Source organism: Hymenobacter elongatus, assembly GCF_004745955.1.
Classification (GTDB): Bacteria; Bacteroidota; Bacteroidia; order Cytophagales; family Hymenobacteraceae; genus Hymenobacter; species Hymenobacter elongatus.
In genome coordinates this window covers 27,271-50,717 of the sequence record NZ_SRLD01000039.1, presented here as the reverse complement: position 1 = coordinate 50,717, position 23,447 = coordinate 27,271, and the positions used below count along the sequence as shown (strand labels likewise).

16 protein-coding genes are annotated in these 23,447 nt (G+C 60.7%); 14 read left to right on the top strand and 2 right to left on the bottom strand.

Going from position 1 to position 23,447, the window contains the following annotated elements; translation table 11 throughout:
• Positions 1-628 precede the first annotated feature (628 nt).
• From E5J99_RS17110 to bglX, 7 genes are all read left to right on the top strand, one after another.
• Complete coding sequence (locus E5J99_RS17110) at positions 629-1,243, top strand: RNA polymerase sigma-70 factor (RefSeq protein ID WP_135499038.1); 615 nt, start codon at positions 629-631, stop codon at positions 1,241-1,243.
• Positions 1,244-1,681: 438 nt separating this feature from the next.
• The gene (locus tag E5J99_RS17105; RefSeq protein ID WP_135499037.1) at positions 1,682-2,698 is read left to right on the top strand and encodes a FecR family protein; all 1,017 of its coding nucleotides are present in this window, start codon (positions 1,682-1,684) and stop codon (positions 2,696-2,698) included.
• Positions 2,699-2,838: 140 nt separating this feature from the next.
• Positions 2,839-6,105 carry a TonB-dependent receptor gene (locus E5J99_RS17100; RefSeq protein WP_135499036.1) on the top strand — a complete coding sequence of 1,089 codons (3,267 nt, stop codon included), beginning with the start codon at positions 2,839-2,841 and terminating at the stop codon, positions 6,103-6,105.
• 12 nt (positions 6,106-6,117) lie between these two features.
• Positions 6,118-7,659, top strand: a complete 1,542-nt coding sequence (locus tag E5J99_RS17095; protein WP_245319060.1) for a RagB/SusD family nutrient uptake outer membrane protein — start codon at positions 6,118-6,120, stop codon at positions 7,657-7,659.
• 241 nt (positions 7,660-7,900) lie between these two features.
• Positions 7,901-9,262, top strand: a complete 1,362-nt coding sequence (locus E5J99_RS17090; protein WP_135499035.1) for a glucoamylase family protein — start codon at positions 7,901-7,903, stop codon at positions 9,260-9,262.
• 195 nt (positions 9,263-9,457) lie between these two features.
• Complete coding sequence (locus tag E5J99_RS17085; protein WP_245319058.1) at positions 9,458-11,206, top strand: family 43 glycosylhydrolase; 1,749 nt, start codon at positions 9,458-9,460, stop codon at positions 11,204-11,206.
• Between the two features lie 91 nt (positions 11,207-11,297).
• Positions 11,298-13,619, top strand: coding sequence for a beta-glucosidase BglX (gene bglX, locus E5J99_RS17080; protein ID WP_135499033.1), 2,322 nt, complete (start codon positions 11,298-11,300; stop codon positions 13,617-13,619).
• Between the two features lie 137 nt (positions 13,620-13,756).
• Here bglX and E5J99_RS17075 read toward each other — a convergent pair whose 3' ends face one another.
• Complete coding sequence (locus E5J99_RS17075) at positions 13,757-14,620, bottom strand: SdiA-regulated domain-containing protein (protein WP_135499032.1); 864 nt, start codon at positions 14,618-14,620, stop codon at positions 13,757-13,759.
• Between the two features lie 199 nt (positions 14,621-14,819).
• Between E5J99_RS17075 and E5J99_RS17070 the strand changes: the two genes are divergently transcribed.
• The 7 genes from E5J99_RS17070 (at position 14,820) to E5J99_RS17040 (ending at position 21,697) form a co-directional block, all read left to right on the top strand.
• Entirely contained in the window at positions 14,820-15,065 is a 246-nt protein-coding gene (locus E5J99_RS17070) for a hypothetical protein (protein ID WP_135499031.1), read from the top strand.
• Positions 15,066-15,121: 56 nt separating this feature from the next.
• Entirely contained in the window at positions 15,122-15,949 is an 828-nt protein-coding gene (locus E5J99_RS17065; protein ID WP_135499030.1) for a phosphatase PAP2 family protein, read from the top strand.
• A gap of 340 nt (positions 15,950-16,289) precedes the next feature.
• The gene (locus E5J99_RS17060; RefSeq protein ID WP_135499029.1) at positions 16,290-16,721 is read left to right on the top strand and encodes a PepSY-like domain-containing protein; all 432 of its coding nucleotides are present in this window, start codon (positions 16,290-16,292) and stop codon (positions 16,719-16,721) included.
• Positions 16,722-16,809: 88 nt separating this feature from the next.
• Positions 16,810-17,556 (top strand): outer membrane beta-barrel protein, encoded by a 747-nt coding sequence (locus E5J99_RS17055; RefSeq protein ID WP_135499028.1) that lies wholly within the window; start codon positions 16,810-16,812, stop codon positions 17,554-17,556.
• A 4-nt stretch (positions 17,557-17,560) separates the two neighbouring features.
• Positions 17,561-18,265 (top strand): outer membrane beta-barrel family protein, encoded by a 705-nt coding sequence (locus tag E5J99_RS17050; protein ID WP_167852191.1) that lies wholly within the window; start codon positions 17,561-17,563, stop codon positions 18,263-18,265.
• Complete coding sequence (locus tag E5J99_RS22075) at positions 18,262-18,393, top strand: hypothetical protein (protein ID WP_262713034.1); 132 nt, start codon at positions 18,262-18,264, stop codon at positions 18,391-18,393. Before E5J99_RS17050 ends, E5J99_RS22075 begins: the two co-directional genes overlap by 4 nt.
• 460 nt (positions 18,394-18,853) lie before the next feature.
• Positions 18,854-21,697: a bifunctional transaldolase/phosoglucose isomerase gene (locus E5J99_RS17040; protein WP_135499025.1), complete on the top strand. Its 2,844-nt coding sequence runs from the start codon at positions 18,854-18,856 to the stop codon at positions 21,695-21,697.
• Positions 21,698-21,994: 297 nt separating this feature from the next.
• Here E5J99_RS17040 and E5J99_RS17035 read toward each other — a convergent pair whose 3' ends face one another.
• Positions 21,995-23,080: a hypothetical protein gene (locus tag E5J99_RS17035; protein ID WP_135499024.1), complete on the bottom strand. Its 1,086-nt coding sequence runs from the start codon at positions 23,078-23,080 to the stop codon at positions 21,995-21,997.
• Positions 23,081-23,447 lie beyond the last annotated feature (367 nt).

Sequence of the window (23,447 nt, the reverse complement as noted above, 5' to 3'; positions counted from 1 at the left end):
CTTTGCGCAGGCCGACGCGCTGGTGGTGCGGGCCTACAACCAGCTGCGCCCGCATGGCAGCTGCGACTTTCTGACGCCGAACCAGGCCCACGAGCAGGAAGGGCCGCTGGTGCGGCGCTGGAAAAATTACTATCAGCCGGCCGCTATCCCGGCCCCCACTTGACACCTGACCCCAGCGGCGGAAGAAAAACCGCTGCCTATCTTGTCTGCCTGTAAAGTTCAATCCGGATTACCAACCCGGCCCGTAAAGCGCAGGCCGGATTACTCCCTCCACCTGTATAGCTATAGCCGGACGAGACATGGACGCCAGATGAGCATGACGTTCTCTCTGAACTATAGAGCTACTGTTGGCTGACTGTCCTCCCATTCTAGGCGGCTTTTCTGGTCACTATTACGGGATGCAGCCAAAATGCTGTTTTGGCCGGCTCCGCAGCGGTCGTGCTTCGTCTGGTTCGGGTATTGTACTGAACTCAGAAGGCGTGGTATGCTGCGGCTGGCTGGCGGCGCGGTGCACGATACCGCACCGGCAAAAACCGTATGCCGCCGGCCGCGTTAGAAGATAGAAACTCTCTTGCGGGAAGAGGCTGAAAACGCCTGCCTGCTCCCGGTTTGCTCCACTTTTTCGCGCATGCCTACCTCCGCTACTCGCTCTTCTTCGTCTTGCCTGAAGCTGTACGCGGCCTGGGACGATGATGCGCTGGCGGCAGCCCTGATCCAGGACGATGAGTTGGCTTTCGCCGAGATTTATGAGCGCTACTGGCTGCCGCTTTTCAAGGTGGCGCACCGGAAGGTGAACTCCCGGGAAGGGGCCGAGGAAATTGTGCAGGAGCTGTTTCTGGCGCTGTGGAACCGGCGGCGGGAGCATTCTATTCAGAAACTCAGCAGCTACCTCAACGCGGCGGTACGCTACCAGGTGCTGGATTGGATAAAGTCTAAAATGACGCACGGGGCCTACCTGTCGTATGCCCGCACACACCAGGCTACCGCCGACCGGGGCACGGAAGAAGCCGTAGCCGCCGACGATTTGTCCCTGGCCCTGGCCAGCAGCCTGAATGCCTTGCCGGGGCATACGCGGGAAGTGTTTCGGCGGAGCCGGCTGGAGCATCAGTCGGTGCGCGAAATAGCCGGCTACCTGAACCTGTCGCAGAAAACGGTGGAATATCATTTGACCCGCGCCCTGAAGGTGCTGCGCGTGCGGCTGAAGGAATTTTTGGGTGTGGCGCTGCTGCTGTTCTGGGGCTGAGCCGCCGCCCGGATGGGGTAATCAGCGTATCATGCGAGTCTGTCACACGCAGAGGCGTCACACTTTAAAGTGTGACGCCTCTGCGTGTGACAGAGTAGAAGTGTTCAGGAATACGGTATAAGCAATTCAGGCCGTCATGCTTGATCTGGCGTCCGCGCAGTCGAAGCATGACGGCCTTTTGACTTCCTAAACAGCTTCACTTGTAAACATCATGCCTCGGCTCTGCGCACGCCGGAGCAAGCAGGACGTTCTATCGGATTTCCACACAGCTTCTGTCTCAGCAATACGGCAAGCCACTTATCTGTGGTAGGAGAGAAGCAGGACCAAGGCAGCAGCAGCCCAGCACGCAAAAGAAATTTCCTTTTTTTCCGAGGGAAGGCTAGGGTAACGGGCCGGTTGAGCGACTACGAATTCAGAAGCCCTCTGATACCGTACCTCATGAAGCCTGCCGATTTTCAGAATCTGTTGCACCGCTACCAGCAGGGAACCTGCACGCCCGAGGAAAAAAGGGCCGTGGAGCGGTGGTATGAGGGCCTGAATAGCGCCGACGAGCAGCTGGAGCTAAGCGCCGACGAGCAGGCGTTGCTCAAAGCCACGTTATGGCAGCGCATTATCGGGAAAGAAGACGCACCCGCAGGAGCCCAGCCGTGGTGGCGCGTCGGGCGCTACGCGGCGGCGGCGGCCATTGTGCTGGGGGTGGGTATTTGGCAAACTTCCCTCCGGCCCGGTCCGATGACCCCAACGCCCCGCTCAGCCGCGCATACTGCCCAATCGGCCCAGTGGCTGGTGTACGACAACGCCACCCGCCAGCCCCGGACCCTAACGCTGGCCGACAAGAGTACCGTGACGCTCGCGCCGGCCAGCCAGCTGAAATACCCGGCGCAGTTTCGGGGTGCCCGCCGCACGGTGTATCTGGTGGGCGAAGCCTTCTTTACGGTGTCCCACAATCCGGCCCGGCCCTTTCTGGTATACACCGATAAAGTCGTGACGACGGTGCTGGGCACTAGCTTCACGGTGCGGGCCTACGCGGCCCAGCCCGAAGCTGTAGTGCTGGTAAAAACCGGACGGGTGCGCGTGACGCCCCGCGTGGCGGCTTCCGCGGCCACTGCTCCGGCCGCGAAGATGAGCCCGAGCCTGGTGGTGCTGCCCAACCAGCAAGCTACATACCGCGCCGACCGCCACGAGCTGACCCAGGCGCTGGTGGCACGGCCCGCCCTGCTCACGCCGCATTCCTTCGTGTTCGACGACCAGCCGGTGGCTGCTGTGCTGGCCGTTCTGGAAGAGGCATATGGCGTGCCCATCGTGTACGATAAAGTGGCTTTCGCGGCCTGCACCGTAACGCTTAAGCTCGGCAATGAGCCCCTGTACGAAAAGCTCGACATCCTCTGCAAGATTCTGGGGGCATCCTACGAAAAAACTACCACTCATATTCTGCTCCACCCCGGAAAGTGCTAGGGCGGCCCCGTAGCGGCCCGCGCTGACCTGTTAGTACCCCTGCCTATGCTAAACATACGTCCGCAAACGATTCCGGCCGCCACGCCGGGTCTGTCGTCTGGTTACCAGCTAGTTTCCATCCCAAACCCCACCTCCGTCCTATGATCTTTCCTCTACTTCCCCGTTTGGCCGGGCACCTGAAGCGAATCGTGCTTCTGCAAGTGCTTAGCATGTGTTTCTGTACGGGCTTGGCCCTGGCTGGCCCGGCCGATGCGCAGCCGCTGCTGGCCCAGCCCGTCACGATTCAGGCCACGGCCGAAACCGTCAAGTCGGTGCTCAGCCGCATTGAAACCCAGACCACCGCCCGCTTCCAGTACAGCAGCAAGCTGATCGGGGCCAGCCGGCGCGTGTCGGTCGATATCGTGGAGCAGCCCCTGGCCCAGGCCCTGCACGCGGTGCTCGACCCGCTGCGCATTAGCTACGAGCTGATTCCGAGCGGCATTATCCTGAGCCCGGCCGTGGTGGACGCTACCGTGACGGGCCGCGTGATTGACGAGAAAGGCGCGGCGCTGCCCGGCGTGAACGTAACCGTGAAAGGCGGCTCTACCGGCACCCAGACCGATGCCGACGGCCGCTACTCACTGTCGGTGCCCGACAACGCTACGCTCGTGTTTTCCTTTATCGGCTACGCGGCCCAGGAAGTGGCCGTGGTGGGCCGCACTACCGTGGATGTGGCCCTGGCCCCCGATACCGAAACCCTCAGTGAGGTGGTGGTCGTGGGCTATGGCACCCAGCAGAAGCGCGACGTAACCGGCGCGGTGGCGCGGGTAGAAGCCGAGGAAATTGTGAACCAGCCGGTGCAGACGCCCACCCAGGCCTTGCAGGGCAAAACGGCCGGCGTGCAGATTATCAGCGACGGCACGCCCAATGCCCAGCCCAAAGTACGCATCCGGGGCACGGGCACGCTGCTGGCCGGGGCCGAGCCGCTCTATGTGGTCGATGGAGTGCAGACGACCGATATCCGTAACCTGAGCAACTCCGATATCGAAACCATTGATGTGCTGAAAGATGCTTCGGCGGCGGCCATCTATGGCGTGCGCGGGGCCAACGGGGTTATCATCGTGACGACCAAAAAAGGCAAGCAGGGCAAGCCGGTGCTGAGCTACAACAGCACCGTGGGCTTCAAGCAGGCCGCCAATCTGGTGCAGATGGCCGACGCCGAGCAGTACACGAAGTACCTGCGCGAAACGGCCCCGACGCTGACCATTCCCGACTATTCCGGCTCTACCAACTGGTACGACCAGATTTTGCGCCGCTCGACCTACCAGAACCACAACCTGGCCGTGTCGGGAGCCAATGAGAACGTGCGCTACTACTTCAGCGGCAACCTGCTGGAGGATAATGGTATTGCCATCGGCAACCGGTTTTCGCGCCTGACGGTGCGCTCCAACACCGATTTCACCATTTCGCCCAAGCTCAGCCTCAACTCGCAGGCTTCCTTCAGCCGGGCCAATACCAAGGACGTGAACTTCGCCACGGCCTTCCAGAACGCCTACCGCGCTGCGCCCATTATTACAGCCAAAGAAGGCGGCCGCTACGGCAACACGTCGGCCTACGGCAACGTGGGCAACCCGGTGCTGGACATTGAGAAAAACGACAACCGCTCGTTGGAAAACCGCCTGCAGGGCAACGTCGGTCTCGATTTCCGGCCTATTGAAGGGCTCACGCTGCGCTCGGCCATCAACCTGGACCTGAACTTCAACAACCGCCGCGTGTATGACTATCAGTACCTCAACAACGAGACGACCTTCCTGAAAGCGGGGGGCGGGCAGCAGCGGCCATTCAGCGAGCTGAACGTGACGCAGGTGAACAGCAACCGCTACCTCTGGGAAAATACGGCCACCTACCAGCGCGTATTTGCCGAAAAGCATAATCTGACGCTGCTGGCCGGCACGGTGGTGGAAGAAGGCACCAGCAACTCACTTTCGGGCAGCCGCCGCAACGTGCCCGAAGACCCCAACCAGTGGTACCTGAGCACCGGCGACCCGACGACGTCGGTAAACGGGGCGCCCACGATAGGCAAAGACCGGCGCCTGTCGTACCTGGGCCGCCTCAACTACGCCTTCGCCGACAAGTACCTGCTAACGACCAACGTGCGCTACGATGGTACCTCGAAGTTTGGGGCTAATCAGCGCTGGGGCTTGTTTCCGTCGCTGGGACTGGGCTGGATTCTGACCGAAGAAGGCTTTTTGAAGGACCAGAGCATCGTGGACTTTCTGAAGCTGCGCGCCAGCTACGGCCAGCTCGGCAACGACCAGATTGACCCCACGGCCTACATCGTGACGGCGGAAATCAACACGCCCTACGTGTTTGGCGACCGGCCGACTCTGGGGGCCATTATCAACCAGATCAAGAACCCAGACGTGCGCTGGGAGGTGACGACGGAGTACGACCTGGCCCTGGAGTTTGCCACGCTCGACAACCACCTGAGCGGTGAGGTGACCTACTACCAGAAGAAAACCGCCGACGCGCTGATTCCGGTGAACATTCCCGGCCAGTTTGGCGACCCCGACAACCAGTATATCACCAACGCGGCCGACATCAGCAACCAGGGTCTGGAAGCGGCCCTGAACTGGCGCGCCACGGTGGGCGACAAGTTCAGCTACAACTTCGGGGTGAATGCTACTTTCAACAAGAACCGCATCGAAAACCTGAACGGCGGCCAGGCCCTGTTTGGCGGGGCCAATAACGTGACGCGCTCCGACAACGGCGTGGCGGCGGGCAGCTTCTACGTGCTCCAGACGGTGGGCGTATTTCAGAATCAGGGGGAAATTGACGCGTATCCGAAGTACACCTTCTTCGCGCCCAAGCCCGGCGACCTGAAGTATGCCGACACCGACGGCAACGGCACCATCGACTTGCGCGACCGGGTGTATGCGGGCTCCTACCAGCCGCCGATGTATTTCGGTATCAACGGCGGCCTCAATTTTCGGGGACTGGATTTCTCGTTCGTCTTCTCGGGCAACGTGAACAACAAGGTATATAACCGGAAAAAGCAGGCCACGCAGTCGGATACCGACAACGTCGAAGCCGACTTCGCCAACAGCCGCTGGTCGGCCACGAACCCGTCGCAAACCGACCCGTTTGCCATTCGCAACAACACGCCGAACTCGACCTATTTCATCGAGTCGGGCTCTTATCTGCGGCTCAACAACCTGGTGCTGGGCTACACGATTCCGGGGGAGCTGACCAAAAAGGCCTACATCTCGTCGTTGCGCGTGTTTGCCTCGGGCCAGAACCTGTTTACGGTCACGAACTACTCGGGCTTCACGCCGGAGCTGCCGGGCGGCCCGCTCGATTCCGGCATTGAGGCCACCACCTATCCTACCAGCCGCACGCTCGCGCTCGGCCTCAACGTCAACTTCTAAGCCTGTCGCTGTATGAAAGCTCTACCTACTTCTCTTTCCCGGCGCATGGCGCTGGCCGCGCTCGGCCTGGCTCTTACGGCGGGTGCCGTGGGCTGCAAAGATTTTCTGGACGTGGCACCCCAGGGCCAGCTCACCGAAGACCAGATCCGGACCGACGTGGCTGCCGCCCAGCGCCTCGTCGATGGCGTGTATAACGTGATGTACCTCGGCGGCTTTGGCCCCGATATTCACGGCCTGCAATACGTGTTTCTGACTGATATTGCTTCCGACGACTCCGACAAAGGCAGCAGCCCTCAGGATTACGGCCCCGGCCTGGAGGTCGATAACTTCACGCTGAACTCCACCAACGGCATCGTAAATAACACCTGGAAAGGCTATTTCCAGGGAGTGAACCGGGCCAACCAGGCGCTGGATAAGATTCCGCTGAGCCCGGCTTCCGAGGTCGTCAAAAACCGCCTGATCGGGGAGGTTCGGTTTCTGCGCGGCTATTTCTACTTCAATCTGGTGCGCTTCTTCGGGGGCGTGCCCCTGCTCGACCGGATTCCGCCGGCTTCGGAGCTCAACAACCCGGCGCTGCAGCAGCGGGCCACGGCCGCCGAGATTTATCAGCTCATCACCGAGGACTTCCAGTTTGCCGTTGACAACCTGCCGCTGAAGGGTGCTACCGAAACCGGCCGCGCCACCAAAGGAGCCGCCCAGGCCATGCTGGCCAAGGTGTATCTGTACCAGAAAAACTACCAGAAGGCTCTGGAGCTGAGCAACGAAATCGTGCAGGGCCGCTCGGGGGCGTACGGGCTATACAAAGATTACGAAGACATCTGGCGCGAGAAAGGAGCCAACAGCGAGGAGTCGATTTTCGAGGTGCAGACCGGCGTCAACGCGGCCTGCAACAACTCGGCCGTGAACCTCTACACCGTGAGCCAGGGGCCCCGGGCCGGGGGGCGCGGCGGCTGGGCCGATCTGGGCTTCGGCTTCAACACGCCCACCCAGCAGCTGGCCGATGCCTACGAGCCGGGCGACAAGCGCCGGGCCGGCACCATCATCTTTATCACCACCGAACGCAAGGGCACGGTGCTGTGGGACGGATTCCGGATCCCGAGCAAAGACTCGGTGGAGAATTTCCGCTACAGCTACAAGGCCTACCACAGCCGCCTCCGGGAGAAAAACTGCGGCAATAATGACTATCTGCCCAAGAATATCCGGGTGATGCGCTACGCCGAAGTGCTGCTGATAAACGCCGAAGCTGCCTTCCAGACCGGCAACGCAACGGCCGCGCTGACCAACGTAAACCGCGTCCGGAGCCGGGCCGGGCTGCCGCCGCTCACCACCGTAACGCTGGCCAGTATCTGGAAGGAGCGCCGCGTGGAGCTGGCCCTGGAGCACGACCGGTTCTTCGACCTAGTGCGCCAGGAAAGTGTGCAGCCGGGCCGCATCGTGCCCATTTTCGCGGCTCAGGGCAAAACCTTCGTGAAGGGCAAGCACGACCTGTTCCCCATTCCGCAGGAGCAGATTGACCTGAGCGGCGGGCGGCTCCAGCAAAATCCGGGGTATTAGGGCCTCACAGACCGTCATGTCGACCAGCGGGAGACATCTCGCGTGCAATGGTATATGTCACGCTTGATCTGGCGTCCGTCTGTCGAAGCATCTCTCCCGCAGCTACTGACACTTGCCCAACGAAGCGGGAGAGATGCTTCGACAAGCTCAGCATGACGTTCTGTTTTCAACAACGTCAGCACGCGAGATGTCTCCCGCTGGTCGACATGACAGCCTAAATGCTCCGCCTCACCACCAACCCATGAAAGCAAAAATCCTCCTGTTGCTGTATTGGCTGCTGCCTTTCGGACTGCTGGCCCAGCAAAAAGCCGCGCCGGCCAAAGCTACTGCCGTTACCAGGTTCGACCCGAAACAGCGGCCCCGCAACCTCTCGGACGAGCAGCTGCTGGACCTGGTGCAACGGCAGACCTTCCGCTACTTCTGGGACTTCGGGCACCCGGTGTCGGGCATGGCGCGGGAGCGGAGCAATGTGGCCTACGAGTACGGCAACGAAGTGGTGACGACGGGCGGCACGGGCTTCGGCATTATGGCCATCATCGTGGCGGCCGAGCGTAAGTGGATAACGCGGGAGCAGGCGGCGGCGCGCATCTACAAAATCGTGCGATTTCTGGAGAAGTCCGACTCGTTTCACGGCGTGTATCCGCACTGGCTCAATGGGGCTACCGGCAAGGTGATTCGCTTCAGCCAAAAAGACGACGGCGCGGATTTGGTGGAAACATCTTTCCTGTTTGAGGGCCTGATCTGCGCCCGGCAGTACTTCACGCAGGAAAACCAGGCCGAGCGGGATTTGCGCAACCACATTCTCTGGATGTGGGAAGGCGTGGAGTGGAGCTGGCACCAGCAGGGCGGCCAAAACGTGCTCTATTGGCACTGGAGCCCCAACAACGGCTGGAGCATGAACCACCAGATTCACGGCTACAACGAGTGCCTGATTACCTACGTGCTGGCCGCGTCGTCGCCCAAGTACAGTATCGACAAGAAAGTGTACGACCAGGGCTGGGCTACCGGCGACTATTTCCGCAACGGCAAGAGCTTCTATAACACCAAGCTACCCCTGGGCTTCGACTATGGCGGGCCGTTGTTTTTCTCCCACTACACCTTCCTGGGCCTCGACCCGCGCGGCCTGAAAGACCAGTACGCCGACTATTGGGAGCAGAACCGCAACCATACCCTCATCAACCACGCCTACTGCCTCGACAACCCCAAGAAGTACAAAGGCTATGGCCCCAACAGCTGGGGCCTCACCGCTTCCGACAGCTACCAGGGCTACGCTGCCCACTCGCCCTCCGAAGATCTGGGCGTGATTTCGCCCACCGCGGCGCTGTCGGCTATGCCCTACACGCCGGAGTTTTCGATGCTGGCCCTGAAGCACTTTTACAATGACCTGGGCGACAAAATCTGGAGTGAGTATGGCTTCGTGGATGGCTTCAGTGAGCAGCACAACTGGTACGCCAAATCTCACCTGGCCATCGACCAGGGCCCGATTGTGGGCATGATTGAAAACCACCGCTCGGGCCTGCTCTGGAAGCTGTTCATGAGCAGCCCCGACGTGCAGCGCGGCCTCACCAAGCTGGGCTTCGAAAGCTCGCAGATCAAGAAGTAAGCTATGCAACGTGGACCCCACCCCCCGGCCCCCTCCCCGCTGGGAGAGGGGGAGCCAGCCGAAAACAGAGTTTCATCTTTGCTTGTAAGCACCAATATTTTCTTTGCTCAAGTCGTTACCTCTGGCCTGAGCCAGCTGGGTCAGTTATTTAATACCGCCAGGCTCCCCCTCTCCCGGAGGGGAGGGGGCCGGGGGGTGGGGGGCTTCGTCTGCCTACTTCTGCTGACGTCTTCACTATTCGCCCAGCCCACGCGCAGCCCCGGCCAGCTTACCTACTGCAACCCGCTAAACCTGGACTACGGCTACACGCCCATTCCCGACTTCGCCAAGGCCGGCCGGCACCGCGCCACCGCCGACCCGGTCATTACGCTTTTCAAGGGCGAGTACTACCTGTTCAGCACCAACCAGTGGGGCTACTGGCACAGCCCCGACCTGTATAGCTGGCAGTTCGTGTCGCGCTCCTTCCTCAAGCCCCAGCATAAAGTGTACGACGACTTGTGTGCCCCGGCCGTATTCGTGCTTGGCGATACGCTGCTGGTTTTCGGCTCGACCCACGAGAAGAATTTCCCGATCTGGATGAGCACTAATCCCAAGGCCAACGAGTGGAAAGAAGCCGTGGAACCGTTTCAGATTGGAGCCTGGGACCCGGCTTTTTTTCTCGATGACGATGGCAAGCTGTACCTCTACTGGGGCAGCTCCAACACGCTGCCGCTCTACGGCCAGCAGATCAGCCGGCACACCTTCCAGCCCATCGGGCAGCCCCGGGAGCTTATACGCTTAGATGACACGAAATTCGGGTGGCAGCGCTTCGGCGAATACCTCGATAATACCTTCCTGGACCCGTTTATGGAAGGTGCCTGGATGACGAAGCACGGCAGCAAGTATTACCTGCAGTACGGCGCGCCCGGCACCGAATTCAGCGGCTATGCCGACGGCGTGCAGGTCAGTGACAAACCCCTCGGCCCCTTCACGCCCCAGCCCCACAATCCGTTTGCCTACAAGCCCGGCGGCTTTGCCCGGGGCGCGGGCCACGGCAACACCTTTCAGGATACCTGGGGCAACTGGTGGCACCTGTCCACGCTGGTGGTGTCGGTGAAAAACAACTTCGAGCGGCGGCTGGGTTTGGGGCCCGCCGGCTTCGACCAGGACGGCACCTTGTACAGCAACACCACCTTCGGCGACTACCCGCACTACCTGCCCACTGGCCCGCAGGACCACCTGCAACCCCGCTTTACGGGCTGGATGCTGCTCAACTACCAGAAACCGGTGCAGGTTTCGTCCACGCTCGGCGGCTATTTGCCCAACTACGCCGTCGACGAAAACATCAAAACCTACTGGAGTGCGTCCACCGGCAACGCAGGCGAGTTTATCCAGACCGATTTGGGCGCGGTGAGCACCGTGCGGGCCATTCAACTCAACTATGCCGACCAGGATGCCGATTTTCTGGGCAAGCAGCAGGGCACGTTTCACCAGTACAAACTCTGGTATTCGGAAAATGGCCGCAAATGGAAGGTGCTGATTGACAAAAGCCAGAACAAAACCGACGTGCCCCACGACTATATTGAGTTGGTGAAGCCGGTAAAAACCCGTTTCTTGAAGCTGGAAAACCGCCACGTGCCCACCGGCACATTCGCCCTCAGCGGCCTGCGGGTTTTCGGGCAGGGCCCCGGCCCGGCCCCCGCGCCCGTCACCGACCTGGTGGTGCTGCGCACCGAGAAGGACAAGCGGAGCGCCTGGCTGAAATGGACCGCCGCCAGCGGCGCCTACGCCTACAATATCTACACCGGCATTGCCCCCGATAAGCTCTACTCCTGCCTGATGGTACACGGGCAGAGCGAGTACTATTTCAAGGGCATGGACAAGGACCGGCCCTACCACTTCAGCATCGAGGCGCTCAATGAAAACGGCGTATCGGCCCGCAGTCCGGTCCTGACGGTTAAATAACAACGAAAAACCTCGCCTATGAGCTGTAGAGCTCTATTCGTTGGCCGAGAGGTTTTGTGTTCCGCTTTACAATCCTTCCTATTCTTTCTCCATGAAACATACCTTCCGTACCGCCGTGCTGTTGTCGTTGGGCCTGCTGCTGAGCCCCGCGCTGCACGCCCAGCAAGCCGCCCGCGCCGCCGCTTCCGGCACAACCGACGACGCCAAAATGCAGCGCTTTATCGATGACTTGATGCGTAAGATGACGCTGGAAGAGAAGATCGGGCAGCTCAATCTGATAACCGTGGGCTTCGACGTCACCGGGCCGGTAGTCAGCAAGGATGTGGACGTAAATATCCGCAAAGGGGCCGTCGGCGGCGTGTTCAATACCTACACGCCTATTGCGGCCCGCAAGCTCCAGGAAATGGCGCTCAGGGAAACGCGCCTGCACATTCCGCTCATGTTTGGCTACGACGTCATTCACGGCCACCGCACCATCTTCCCCATTCCGCTGGGCCTCTCGGCTAGTTGGGATATGACCGCCATTGAGCGCAGCGCCCGGATTGCAGCCGAGGAGTCGGCGGCTGATGGCCTGCACTGGGTGTTTTCGCCGATGGTGGACATTGCCCGCGACCCGCGCTGGGGCCGCGTGGCAGAGGGCGGCGGCGAAGATCCGTACCTGGGCTCCCAGATTGCCCGCGCCATGGTGCGCGGCTACCAGGGTACCGATTTGACGAAGAACAACACCGTCATGGCCTGCCTCAAGCACTTTGCCCTCTACGGGGCCGCCGAAGCCGGCCGCGACTACAACACCACCGACATGAGCTTGGCGCGCATGTACAACGAGTACCTGCCGCCCTACAAAGCCGCCATTGAGGCCGGCGTGGGCTCGGTGATGTCGTCGTTCAACGAGGTGAACGGTATTCCGGCCACCGGCAATAAGTGGCTGCTGACCGATTTGCTACGCCAGCAGTGGGGCTTCAAGGGCTTTGTGGTCACCGACTACACCGCCATCAACGAAATGGTGGCCCACGGCGTGGGCAACGACGCGCAGGTATCGGCTATGGCGCTCAATGCCGGGGCCGACCAGGATATGGTGGGGGAAATATTCCTGAAAAACGTGGCCCAAAACCTCAAGGACGGCACCGTGAAGCAGGAAGTCATCGACCTGGCCTGCCGCCGCATTCTGGAAGGCAAGTACAAGCTGGGCTTGTTTAAAGACCCCTACCGGGGCGTGAGTGAGAAGCGGGCCAAGGCCACGCTGATGAAGAAGGAATTCCTCGACGATGCCCGCGACATTGCCCGAAAAAGCTTCGTACTGCTCAAAAACGACAAGCAGACGCTACCCCTGAAAAAGGCCGGCACTATTGCCCTGGTCGGCCCCTTGGCTACCCGGCAGCGCGACCTGATCGGCAACTGGAGCGGAGCCGGCGACTGGAAGCAGGCCATTTCGGTGGAGCAGGGAATTCGCAACGTGGCCGGTAGCGCGGTGAAAATCGTGACGGCCCAGGGTGCCAACTTCACCGACGACCAGCAGATGATAGACCGCCTGAATGCCCACGGCGGCGAGCTGAACGTGGACAAGCGCAGCGCGGAAGAGATGATACAGGAAGCCGTGAAAGTGGCCCAAAGTGCCGATGTGGTGGTGGCCGTGGTAGGCGAGTCGCAGGGTATGTCGGGGGAGGCGGCCAGCCGCTCGGATATCGGCTTGCCCGGCCCGCAGCTGGAGTTGCTGAAGGCCCTGAAGAAAACCGGCAAGCCGCTGGTAGTCGTGCTCATGAACGGCCGGCCCCTCACGCTGAGCTGGGAAAATCAGAACGCCGATGCCATCCTGGAAACGTGGTTTTCGGGTACGCAGGGCGGTAATGCCATTGCCGACGTGCTCTTTGGCGGCTACAATCCGTCGGGCAAGCTCACCGCTACTTTCCCGCAGAGCGTGGGCCAGATACCGCTCTATTACAACCACAAAAGCACTGGTCGGCCCTTCAACGACCAGCCGCTGGATAAATATAAGTCGCGCTACCTCGATATCACCAACGAGCCGCTTTACCCATTCGGGTTTGGCCTGAGCTACACCACCTTCACCTACTCCAAGCCCGAGCTGAGCACCACTACGCTAAGTGCCAGCGGCACGCTGGACGTGAAAGTAACCGTGAAAAACACCGGCAGCTACGACGGCGAGGAAGTGGCCCAACTCTACATCCGCGACGTAGTGGGCTCGGTAACGCGGCCCGTGCGGGAGCTGAAAAGCTTCCAGAAAGTGCTGCTCAAAAAAGGCGAAAGCCGCACGCTCACTTTCCGCCTCACCCCCGAAGACCTGAAGTTCTACAACAACGACCTGCAGTTTGTCGCCGAGCCCGGTGATTTCCAGGTGTTCGTAGGCTCCAACTCGCGCGATACGCAGGAAGCCACCTTCACGCTGACCGGCAACTAAAACTGAAAAGGCGTGACCTGCTTGCGCGGACGCCAGATGAGTATGACAAACCAATGCCTCTTGAAAGTCTGGTAAAATCTGACACCAAAAAGGGCGTGCTACGGAAGTAGCACGCCCTTTTTGCCATTTGCGCTTGCCTACTTGTTGGCCGCTATAGTGGAGGCTCGGAAAAACTGAATCATGCCGGACTTGCCGTTGTCGCCCATTTCGCTGGAAATGTAGAGGTCACCGTTGGGGGCGAAAGTCAGGCCTTCGGGCTGCGGAAACAGCTTGCGCGGCAGCTTCTGCACGGAGAGGGCCGTGCCCTGCTCATCCAGCTCCACGAGGGCGTTGCCGCTGGCGGCCAGCACGAACAAATGCCGGCTGAGTGGATGAATGGCCACGGCCGATGGCGCAAATTTGTTGATCGTCGTGCCTTTGCCCTGGCGGCGGTCCAGGGCAATGAGCTCGGCCACGTCGAGCACGTAGGCGGGTTTGGTTTCCGCCCGGAAGGTCTTCGCGTCGAGGCGGTAGAGGGCGCGCTTCTGGTCGGGCTGGCCTACGCCGGCACTGCCTTTGCAGGCCACCAGCACGGTGCCGCTCTGCTGGTCATACGCCAGGCCCTCGGGGTTGTTGGCGACCGTCAGGCCGGTAGCGTACGAAGTGGTGCTGCCCTGGTCGGAGTGTTTGAAAAGCGTCCCGTCGCTGCGCAGCACCAGCCAGCCGCTTTGCAGGCGCACGATATCCTCGTAGTCGCCTTGCTTGCCGAATACCAGCTTCGACTCGACGCGCTTCGTGGCCAGATTATAGATATAAATAGTGCCCGTCTGATCTTCAACACAGCCCACGCGCTGGTTGGCCAGAAAGGCAATGCCGGACACCTCCCGCAACTCCTTGGGCAGTGTGAAGGTGGCGGTAGGCTGTTGCCAGTCGTAGGAGCGGAGCGCGGCGGGTGCCGATTGTGCGCTGGCGGTAGCGCTGGCCAGGAGCGTGGCAGCTAAACAGGCAAGTAGTATTTTCATAGCAGCAGGAAAAGACGCGTAAAACCAGTAGGCTTTCAACGCAGCAGCCGAAGCGAAGTTGGCCCGCGTGGTAGCGTCATTGCTGCTCCAAAGTGCCTGGTTCGGGTGCCCGAATCGGTTGGCTGCGCCGGATAAGAAGGTTCCGTGCTCAGATTAGCTTTAGATTTGTGCTGCTTATTTGGCGCATATCGGGCATGCCGTGCTACCTGTTGTTTTAAGTGCTAAAAATAGCTTCAACGTCAGCCTACCGGGAAATTTCCGCCACGCTTTTATACTGAAGCTGTTTAGCAAGTCTGTCGAACGTCGTGCTGAGCTTGTCGAAGCATCTCTCCCGCTTTACTTCCCGGCAATTGTTCAGGAGAGATGCTTCGACAAGCTCAGCAGGACGTTCTGCATTGATTATATCGACTTTCTAAACAGCTTTACTGAGAAAAAAGCCGGCTGATAGAATTTTTACCGTCGCTTTTTTCTTGTACTACTTTTGCTTCCTCTCTCGTCCGTATGCAGTATTTTATTACCCGTAGTGTAGCCGTTCTGGCGTTGTGGGCCGCTTCCTGCGCACCCGTGCTGGCCCAGGTGGTGCCAGCCGATACCACCCATAAGTTTGAAAATCCGGGTGGGGTGTCGGCTGCCGGAACCCGGCCCTGGTACAAAGGCAAGCTGGTAAAAGCCACCATCGTACCGGCCGTGCTGATTACCTACGGCGCGCTGCACGCCAACAACAACGGCTTTTATACCAATGAGCAGGCCCGGCGCGATATTTACAAGCTGTTTCCGACCTACCGCACCCGGCTCGACGATATCCTCATCTTCGCGCCCTACCTGGAGCTGGGCCTGGTAACGCTGGCCGGCGTCGAGTCGCGCGACGACCGGCTGAATATCGGGCTGGTGATTCTGAAAAGCGAAGTAATCATGCTGGCCAGCACGTTTGCCGTCAAGCGCTTGGTGGGGGAGGAGCGTCCCGACAAATCGGATAAGCTCTCGTTTCCCTCGGGCCATACGGCGCAGGCGTTTCTGGCCGCCAGCATCGTGCACACCGAATTTCGCGACAAAAGCCAGTGGTATGGCGTGGGGGCCTATGCCATTGCCACCAGCGTGGCCGCCCTGCGCATGATTAATACCAAGCACTGGCAGAGCGACGTGGTAGCCGGTGCCGGTTTCGGTATTCTGTCGGCCCACCTGGGCTACCTCTCCCACCGCAACCGCTGGGGCCGCCCACCACGCCTGCCCAAAGGCATGAGCTTTTCGCCTACCTGGCAAAGCAGCCCCGGGCTGGGCAGCAGCCTGGCCGGGGTTCCAGGGCTGCGCTTCACCTGGCAGCCGCGCTAGCTAAGCTGTGTAAATAGTAGCTCTTTGGGAAGTATTTTGTGCTTTCTGGAACGTCCTGTCGAGTAGCGCGAGACATCTCGCGTGCCCTGGTAACATGATTTACTACGGCACGCGAGATGTCTCGCGCTGCTCGACAGGACGTTCTTTTTACTTGCGGTCTACACCGCCTAGAATAGGTTCGGTCGCGCAACGGCGGGCTGTGTGTGCGTGTCTCTACGGCGCTCAGGCTGCCACCGCCCGAGCAGTCCACCCAGCCATAGCGCGGGGAGAGCCAGGTTTTGCCCAGAATCCGAGGGGCAGCTTTCGACCGGAACCCACGCATTCAGCCTGCTCCTTTGCCATGAAAAAGACCGTACTACTCGCCCTGCTGGCAACGCTGCCCTGCGCTGCCCAAGCCCGGCAGCTGACGGCCAAGCAAGTGCCCGCCGCCGCCGTGGCGGCTTTTCGGAAAGCCTATCCACAAAGCACAACTGTAGCCTGGGAAAAGGAAGACCACAGCTTCGAGGTGGGATTTGCCCAGAACAAAGCGAAAATGTCGGCGATTATCAGTGCCATAGGCACAGTGCTGGAAACCGAAACTGCAGTGCCTATGGCGCAGCTGCTGGCCCCGGTGCAAGCCCGGCTCGCCAGCCAGTACAAAGAATATACCGTGACCGAAACGGCCCGCATCGTGACGGTGGCCACGGGAGCCACCGTGTATGAGGCCGAAGTTACCAAAGGCGGCAAGCACCGTGACGTGCTGTTTGGGGCCGATGGAAGAGAAGTAAAATAAGGATTCTTGTGGCCGCGCCCGGTTCCTGCGGCAGGACCGCCGCTTCGGCTACGGCTCGCTCGAGCAGAAAACCTTCACCACCGAAATCGTGAACGGAACCCTGGAGCGCCAGGATTTGCTGCTCCGGCAAAACCGCACCGGCGTGAGCCACAACGCCTCACACGCGGTGCGCGTGGGCCTCGACTACAGCCTGGCACCCACCCAAACGCTGACTCTTTCGGTGCAGCCGCGCCTTAACCGGGGCGCTTCGCGGGAAACCATCCTGTCGCGCCAGACTAACCTTACCGATGCCACCGCCGTGCCGCTGGGCACCAACGACCGTCGCAACGACAGCCGTGGCCGCAGCCGCTCCGCCGACCTCAACCTGGACTACCGCCGCACCTGGGAGGGGCAAAAAAGCCGCGAGCTGACGGCCAGCGCCGTGTATACGCCCGTGCGCAGCGCCAACACCATCAACTCCCAGCTTTACTATCTCACCGACGGCTCGGCGCCCAACCAGCAGCAGCAGTTCGATAACAGGGTAGATCAGGCTTCGGCCCAGGTCGATTACGTGCATCCGCTCGGCGAGAAAAGCCGCCTCGAAACCGGGGCCAAAAGCCTGGTGTGGCAGTATGACAACACCTATATCTTCAGCAGCTCGGTGCCGCTGAAGTTCAGCCCTTCCAACCAGTTTCAGTACCAGGAATACATTCAGGCCGCTTATGGCACCTACGCCAGCGCCCTCGGCAAGTTCACCTACCAGGGCGGCCTGCGCGTCGAGCAAACTAACACGCATGGCAACCAGCTTTCCACCGATCAGCAGTTCCGGCGCAGCTACCTCAACCTGTTATCCTAGTGCCGTGCTGGCCTACGATGTCAGCAAGGCGCAGCAGCTGCGCCTGAGCTATTCGCGGCGCGTGCAGCGCCCCGACCAAGGCGAGCTGAACCCCTTCACCGACCGCTCCGACCAGCTGAACCTGCGCACCGGCAACCCGCTGCTGCTGCCCGAATACATTCATGCGCTGGAGCTGGGTAGTCAGCAGTTTTTCGGCGCGGCCGGCTCCGTTACGGCCACCGCTTTTTATAGCCTCGAAACCCAGACCATCAAAGGGTTTCGCGCGGTTATTACCGACGAGCTAACCGGCAACCAGGTCACCAACAGTACGCAGCTGAACCTGGGCGACGAAACCAACTACCGCCTGGAGCTGGTCAGCGCTACTACGCTCACCTCGTTCTGGAAGCTGAACGCCAACGCCTCGGGATTCCGGCGCATCATTCGCGGCTCGGCGGGTCCCGGCACCGATATCAACAACAGCAACATGGCTTTCACGGCCCGCCTGAACACTACTATTTCGCCTACCAAAAAGCTCGACTTCCAGGCGTCGCTGAACTACCGCTCGCCGGTGGTGACGGCGCAGGGCCGGCGGCAAACCTCGTTCAATACCGACCTGGCCGCCAAGCAAGCCGTGCTGAAGGATCGGGGGGCATTACGCTGCGGGTGGCGGATATTTTCAACACCCAGCGCTTCAATTTCGATGCCTACGGCCCCGGCCTCGATGCCGTGAGCCGCAACAAACGGGAGTCGCGCATTGCCTGTCTGGGCTTCAGCTACCGGTTTGGCAACACCAAGCCCGCGCCCCAGCGCCGCCGGCCCGAATCCAATCCGGAAGGCAACGGCAACGGCTTCGAGTAGCAGGCCCGGCATTTTCAGAGCGGTTTCGGGGTCAATGAATAGTAGCGCGAACTTTGTAGTTCGCGTCCCCGAGCCGTTCGCAGTCGTTCTACCGGCGCGGCGACGCGAACTACACAGTTCGCGCTACTGCCACCTCGTACACTGAATCCGAAACCGCTCTAGTAACACGACAGCGGCTCCATTTTTGGGGCCGTCGTCGTGTGGTGGGGAACTGGAATAGCGTTTTGCTTTGCGGGGTCCGGCTCAATCGGGTGTTCTACTGCCGCTGTTTTTTGGGCTGACGGCTACTGGGTAGGATATGGCCAAAGCTGGGCGCGAATAACGAATGGGCGTACGGGGAGCCGTTTTTGCTGGAAAAAATCAGGCAGTGAATCAGGTCGTTGCTGCAAAATAAACCAGCCTCGTTAGAGCTCAAAGAAGGAGTTTTCGGATCTTTGGCGCGACTTCTAACCGAAATCCTATGAATCCATTAGTTGACATCCGTCAATTCGACCAAAGCATCTGGCTGGACTTTATTCGTCGCAAGATCCTGATCAACGGGGAGTTGCAGCGACGCATCACCGAGGAGGCACTACGCGGAGTAACCTCCAATCCGGCCATTTTCGAGAAGGCCATTGGCGGTTCCGACGACTACGACGCGGCCATCCGCAGCCTGGCCCTGCAGGGCAAAACCACCGACGAAATATATACCGCGCTGGCCGTGGCCGACGTGCAGCACGCCTGTGACCTGTTCCGCCCGCTCTACGACCAGCACGACAACGCCGGCGACGGCTACGTGAGCCTGGAAGTGTCGCCGGCGCTGGTGAACGATACCGCTGGTACCATTGAGGAAGGCCTGCGCTTCTGGCAGGCCGTGAACCGGCCCAACGTCATGATTAAAGTGCCGGCTACGCTCGAAGGCCTGCCCGCCATTCGCCGCCTGATTGCGGAAGGGGTGAACGTGAATGTCACCCTGATTTTTGGGCTGGAGCGCTACCGCCTGGTGGCCGAGGCCTTCCTGTCGGGCCTCGAAGACCGGGCGCAGGCCGGCCATTCCATCGACCACATCGACTCGGTGGCCAGCTTCTTCCTCTCGCGCATCGACGTGCTGATTGACCCCATGCTGGAGAAACTGGCCGCCGCCGGTGGCGAACAGGGCGCGCTGGCCCAGTCGATGGTGGGCGAAGTGGCGCTGGCCAGCGCCAAGCAGGCGTACCAGATCTACAAAGATATTTTCGCGGGCCCACGCTGGGCAGCCCTGGCGGCGCAAGGAGCCGATTCGCAGCGCCTGCTGTGGGCCAGCACCGGCAACAAAAACCCGAAATACGACGACCTGAAATACGTCGAAAACCTCATCGGGGCAAAAACGGTGAACACCGTGCCGGTAGAAACGCTGGATATTTTCCGGGAGCGGGGAGTGCCCGCCAACCGACTGGAAGAAGGGTTGGACAAAGCCCAGGACGTGCTGCGCCGCCTGCCCGAGCTGGGCATCAGCCTGGAGGAGCAAACCAACTTCCTGGAAATCGATGGGGCGAAGAAATTCAACGAGCCGTTCGGCAAGCTGATGGAGTCGTTGGAGAAAAAGCGCCTGCTGGCCCTGGATGCTACGGTAGCGCCGGCCACGCTGCAGCTGGGTCAATACCAGGCGGCCGTGGATGCCAAAATTCAGGAGCTCAACGCCAAGAATTTCACTGCCGGCTTCTGGGACAAGAAGGCCGATTTGTGGGTGCAGGATGAGGCCGGTCAGCACAGCATCCGGGCCTTCATGGGCTGGCTGCGCGTGGCCGAAACGATGGTGGGCGCGGTGCCCGAAATCGAGCAGTTCGTGCATGAGGTAAATGCGGCGGGCTTCAAGCACGTCGTCGTAATGGGCATGGGCGGCAGCACCATGGCCCCGATTGTGTTTAAGGAGTCGTTTGAGCGGGGCGCGCACGGCCTGCCCATGTCGGTGCTCGACACCACGGACCCCGGCACGGTGCGCCAGATCGAAGAAGCTGTGCCGCTGGCCGACACGCTGTTCATCGTGGCCAGCAAATCGGGCACCACGGCCGAGCCGCTGGCCTTCGGCGACTATTTCTACGACCGTCTCAAGCAGATCAAAGGCGACAAGGCCGGCGAAAACTTCGTGGCCATCACCGACCCCGGCTCCAAGTTCGTGACCTCGGCCACCGAGCAGGGCTACCGCCGCATCTTCCTGAACTTCTCGGAAGTGGGCGGCCGGTTTTCGGCGCTGTCGTACTTCGGGCTGGTACCCGCCGCGCTGTATGGCCTGAACATCGGCGAAATTCTGGAGCGCGCTATCCGCATGATGCGCGCCACCGGCGCGTACGGGGCCGTGGAGCACAATCCGGGGCTGGAGCTAGGCGTGGCGTTGGGCGTATTGGCCCAGCAGGGCCGCGATAAGCTCACGCTGATTGTACCCAATTCCCTCCAGGACCTGGGCTTGTGGCTGGAGCAGCTTATTGCCGAAAGCACGGGCAAGGAAGGCAAAGGCATTCTGCCGATTGCCGGCGAGCCAGCCCGGGAACCGGCAGTATATGGTCAGGACCGCGTGTTCGTGTACGTAGGCTACCAGCACGATGCCGACCCCGACAACCAGGCCAAGCTGGCCGCGCTGGAAGCCGCCGGGCATCCCATCATCCGCATCATGATGACAGAAGCGCTGGACCTGGGAGCCGAGTTTTTCCGCTGGGAAGTGGCTACGGCCGTGGCCAGCGCCGTGCTCGAAATCAACCCCTTCGACCAGCCCAATGTGCAGGCCGCCAAAACGGCTACCGATAGTCTGATGAAGGTGGTGCAGGAGCAGGGCAGCCTGCCAGCCGGCACCGCACCACAAGTGACGGAAAACGGTGTGGCCTACTACACGGCCGTAGCCGGCGGCAACGCGGCCGAAGTCATCCGCAATTTCTTCGGCCAGGCCCAGCCCGGCGACTTCCTCAACATTCAGGCCTACCTGACCGAGTCGGGAGAGCTGAACCAGGGCTTGCAGCAACTCCGCACGCAGGTGCAGGAGCAGCTGCACCTGGCCACGACTTCCGGCTACGGCCCGCGCTTTTTGCACTCCACGGGTCAATACCACAAAGGCGGCCCCGACAAGGGCTTATTCGTGCAGTTTACCGTCGATCATCCCCAGGATCTGGCGTTGCCGGGGCGTTCGTACTCCTTCGGTACGTTCAAGAACGCCCAGGCCGCCGGCGACTTGCAGGCCCTGCACGACTACAACCGCCGCACGCTGCGCATCCATCTTGGCAACAATGCTGAGCAAGGTCTGCGCACAGTCCTGGCGGCGCTGCAGTCGGTGACGCTGGCGGCTACTCCCGCATAGGGTAGCAGTGGGTTTGATAGCCAGATTGAGCAGAACGCTCCACTGATGTGGTAAGCATACCGGTCAAGGCAGAAATGCCAATTAAAAAGGGCTGCACAAGTACCGGAGACGGTATTTTTGCAGCCCTTTTTAATTGGCATTGTTAACCAGAGCGGATTTCAGGCTGGTGTATCGGCTACAGTAGTAGCGCGAACTTTGTAGTTCGCGTGCCTGAACGATTCGCCCCAACGATTGTCGTTCTGGTACGCGAACTACACAGTTCGCGCTACTGTAGAGCAACCTGAAATCCGCTCTGGGCTAGCTTCTGTCCGAGTCGTTGTCGCGGCCGGCATTGCGGCGCGGCGCAGAGCCATAGTCGGAGTCATCGTCATTGTGCGGCGGCGCGGGGGCCTCGTCTTGGGCGTCGCGGCTATAGTCGTCGCGGGTGGGGGAGGTGGCGCCGGCAGCGGGGTTCATGGGCGTGTTCGGGTCGTTGTAGGAGCCGCCTTTCGAGCCGATGCCTTCACTGCTGTTGCCGACGTAGCTGGTTTCGCCCTCGTTGCGCGTGTAGCCGGTTCGGGATTCGGAGCCGGCGCTGGTGGGAGTAGCTGGTTCCTGGTTGGGGCCTAGCTCATTGCTGCCGTTCAGCTCACCCGTGCGGCCTTGCTCAGTGGGCTGTGGCGAGTAGGCCACGCCGCCCTGGTTGTCGTGAGCATTCTGGGTTGGAATATAGTCCTCGCTCTGGTTGCGCTGGTGGCTGGTGCCGTCCGAAGCGTTTGCGGTGCTGCCAGGCAGCGAGGAGCGACCATAATCTTCGCTGAAACCCGAATCCGGGCCTTTCGGCGAAGCGTTGTCGTTCTGATACAGCGGGTCGATGGTGGTGCCGGCCAGTGGGGTAGCCGGGTCGTGTCCGAAGGCGCTACCCTGCGGGTTATACTCGTCGGTGCCGGTGTTATTGCCGGGCCGGCCGCCGGCGTAGCCGCCCGAGCTAACGGGCTGAACCCCGGGCTGGCTGCCGTACACATCGTCGGCGCGGAACTGGTTGCCGTAGCCACCTTGGGTGCCGCCGGGGCCTTGCGCGCCAAACTCGCCCCGGCCGGGGTTGCTCAGCTGGTTGTCGCGGCGGTCAGCATCGTGGAAGATGTCCTGCACGCTGTTGCCGAAGTTGCCGCCATAGCTGGCAGTAGGCGCGGCGCTGGCCGGCGCGCTACCGGGGCGCACGGCTTGGCGGTCGGCCTCCTTGTTTTCCTGCTCGTCGCCGGGCTGGGTGTTCAGCGCGCCGTCGCCTACGCTCATCTCAGAGTCGGCTAACGACTGGCTGGATGTGCGGGCCGGGCCGGTTGAAGCGTGGGTGCTTTCGGTATTTGCAGCGGAGTTAGGTTCCGGATTTTGCTCGTTAGCCATGAGGTAAGTGGTTTTAACCGGCGACGACAAGCATCACCTACTAAAACCATACGCGCCCATCAGGAGAGAGTTTTTTTCAGCCACTTCCACTGCTATGATCCGGCAATTGCCAGCGAAGCTGTTTAAGAAGTCGTTCGGAACACTCCAGACGGTCATACTCTATCTAGCGTCCGCTTGCCAAAACATCTCGCTCGCCTCGTCGGAGCCGTTCAACGACACGACCGAGATGCTTCGGCAAGCGGACGCTAGATAGAGCATGGCGTTCTGATTACTGCCAGTGCATGCGAGATTCCTCGGCTGCACTCGGAATAATATTCTGTCGCCGCCGAGATGCTTCAGGTCCGCGCTACGCTCAAATGCAACGGTC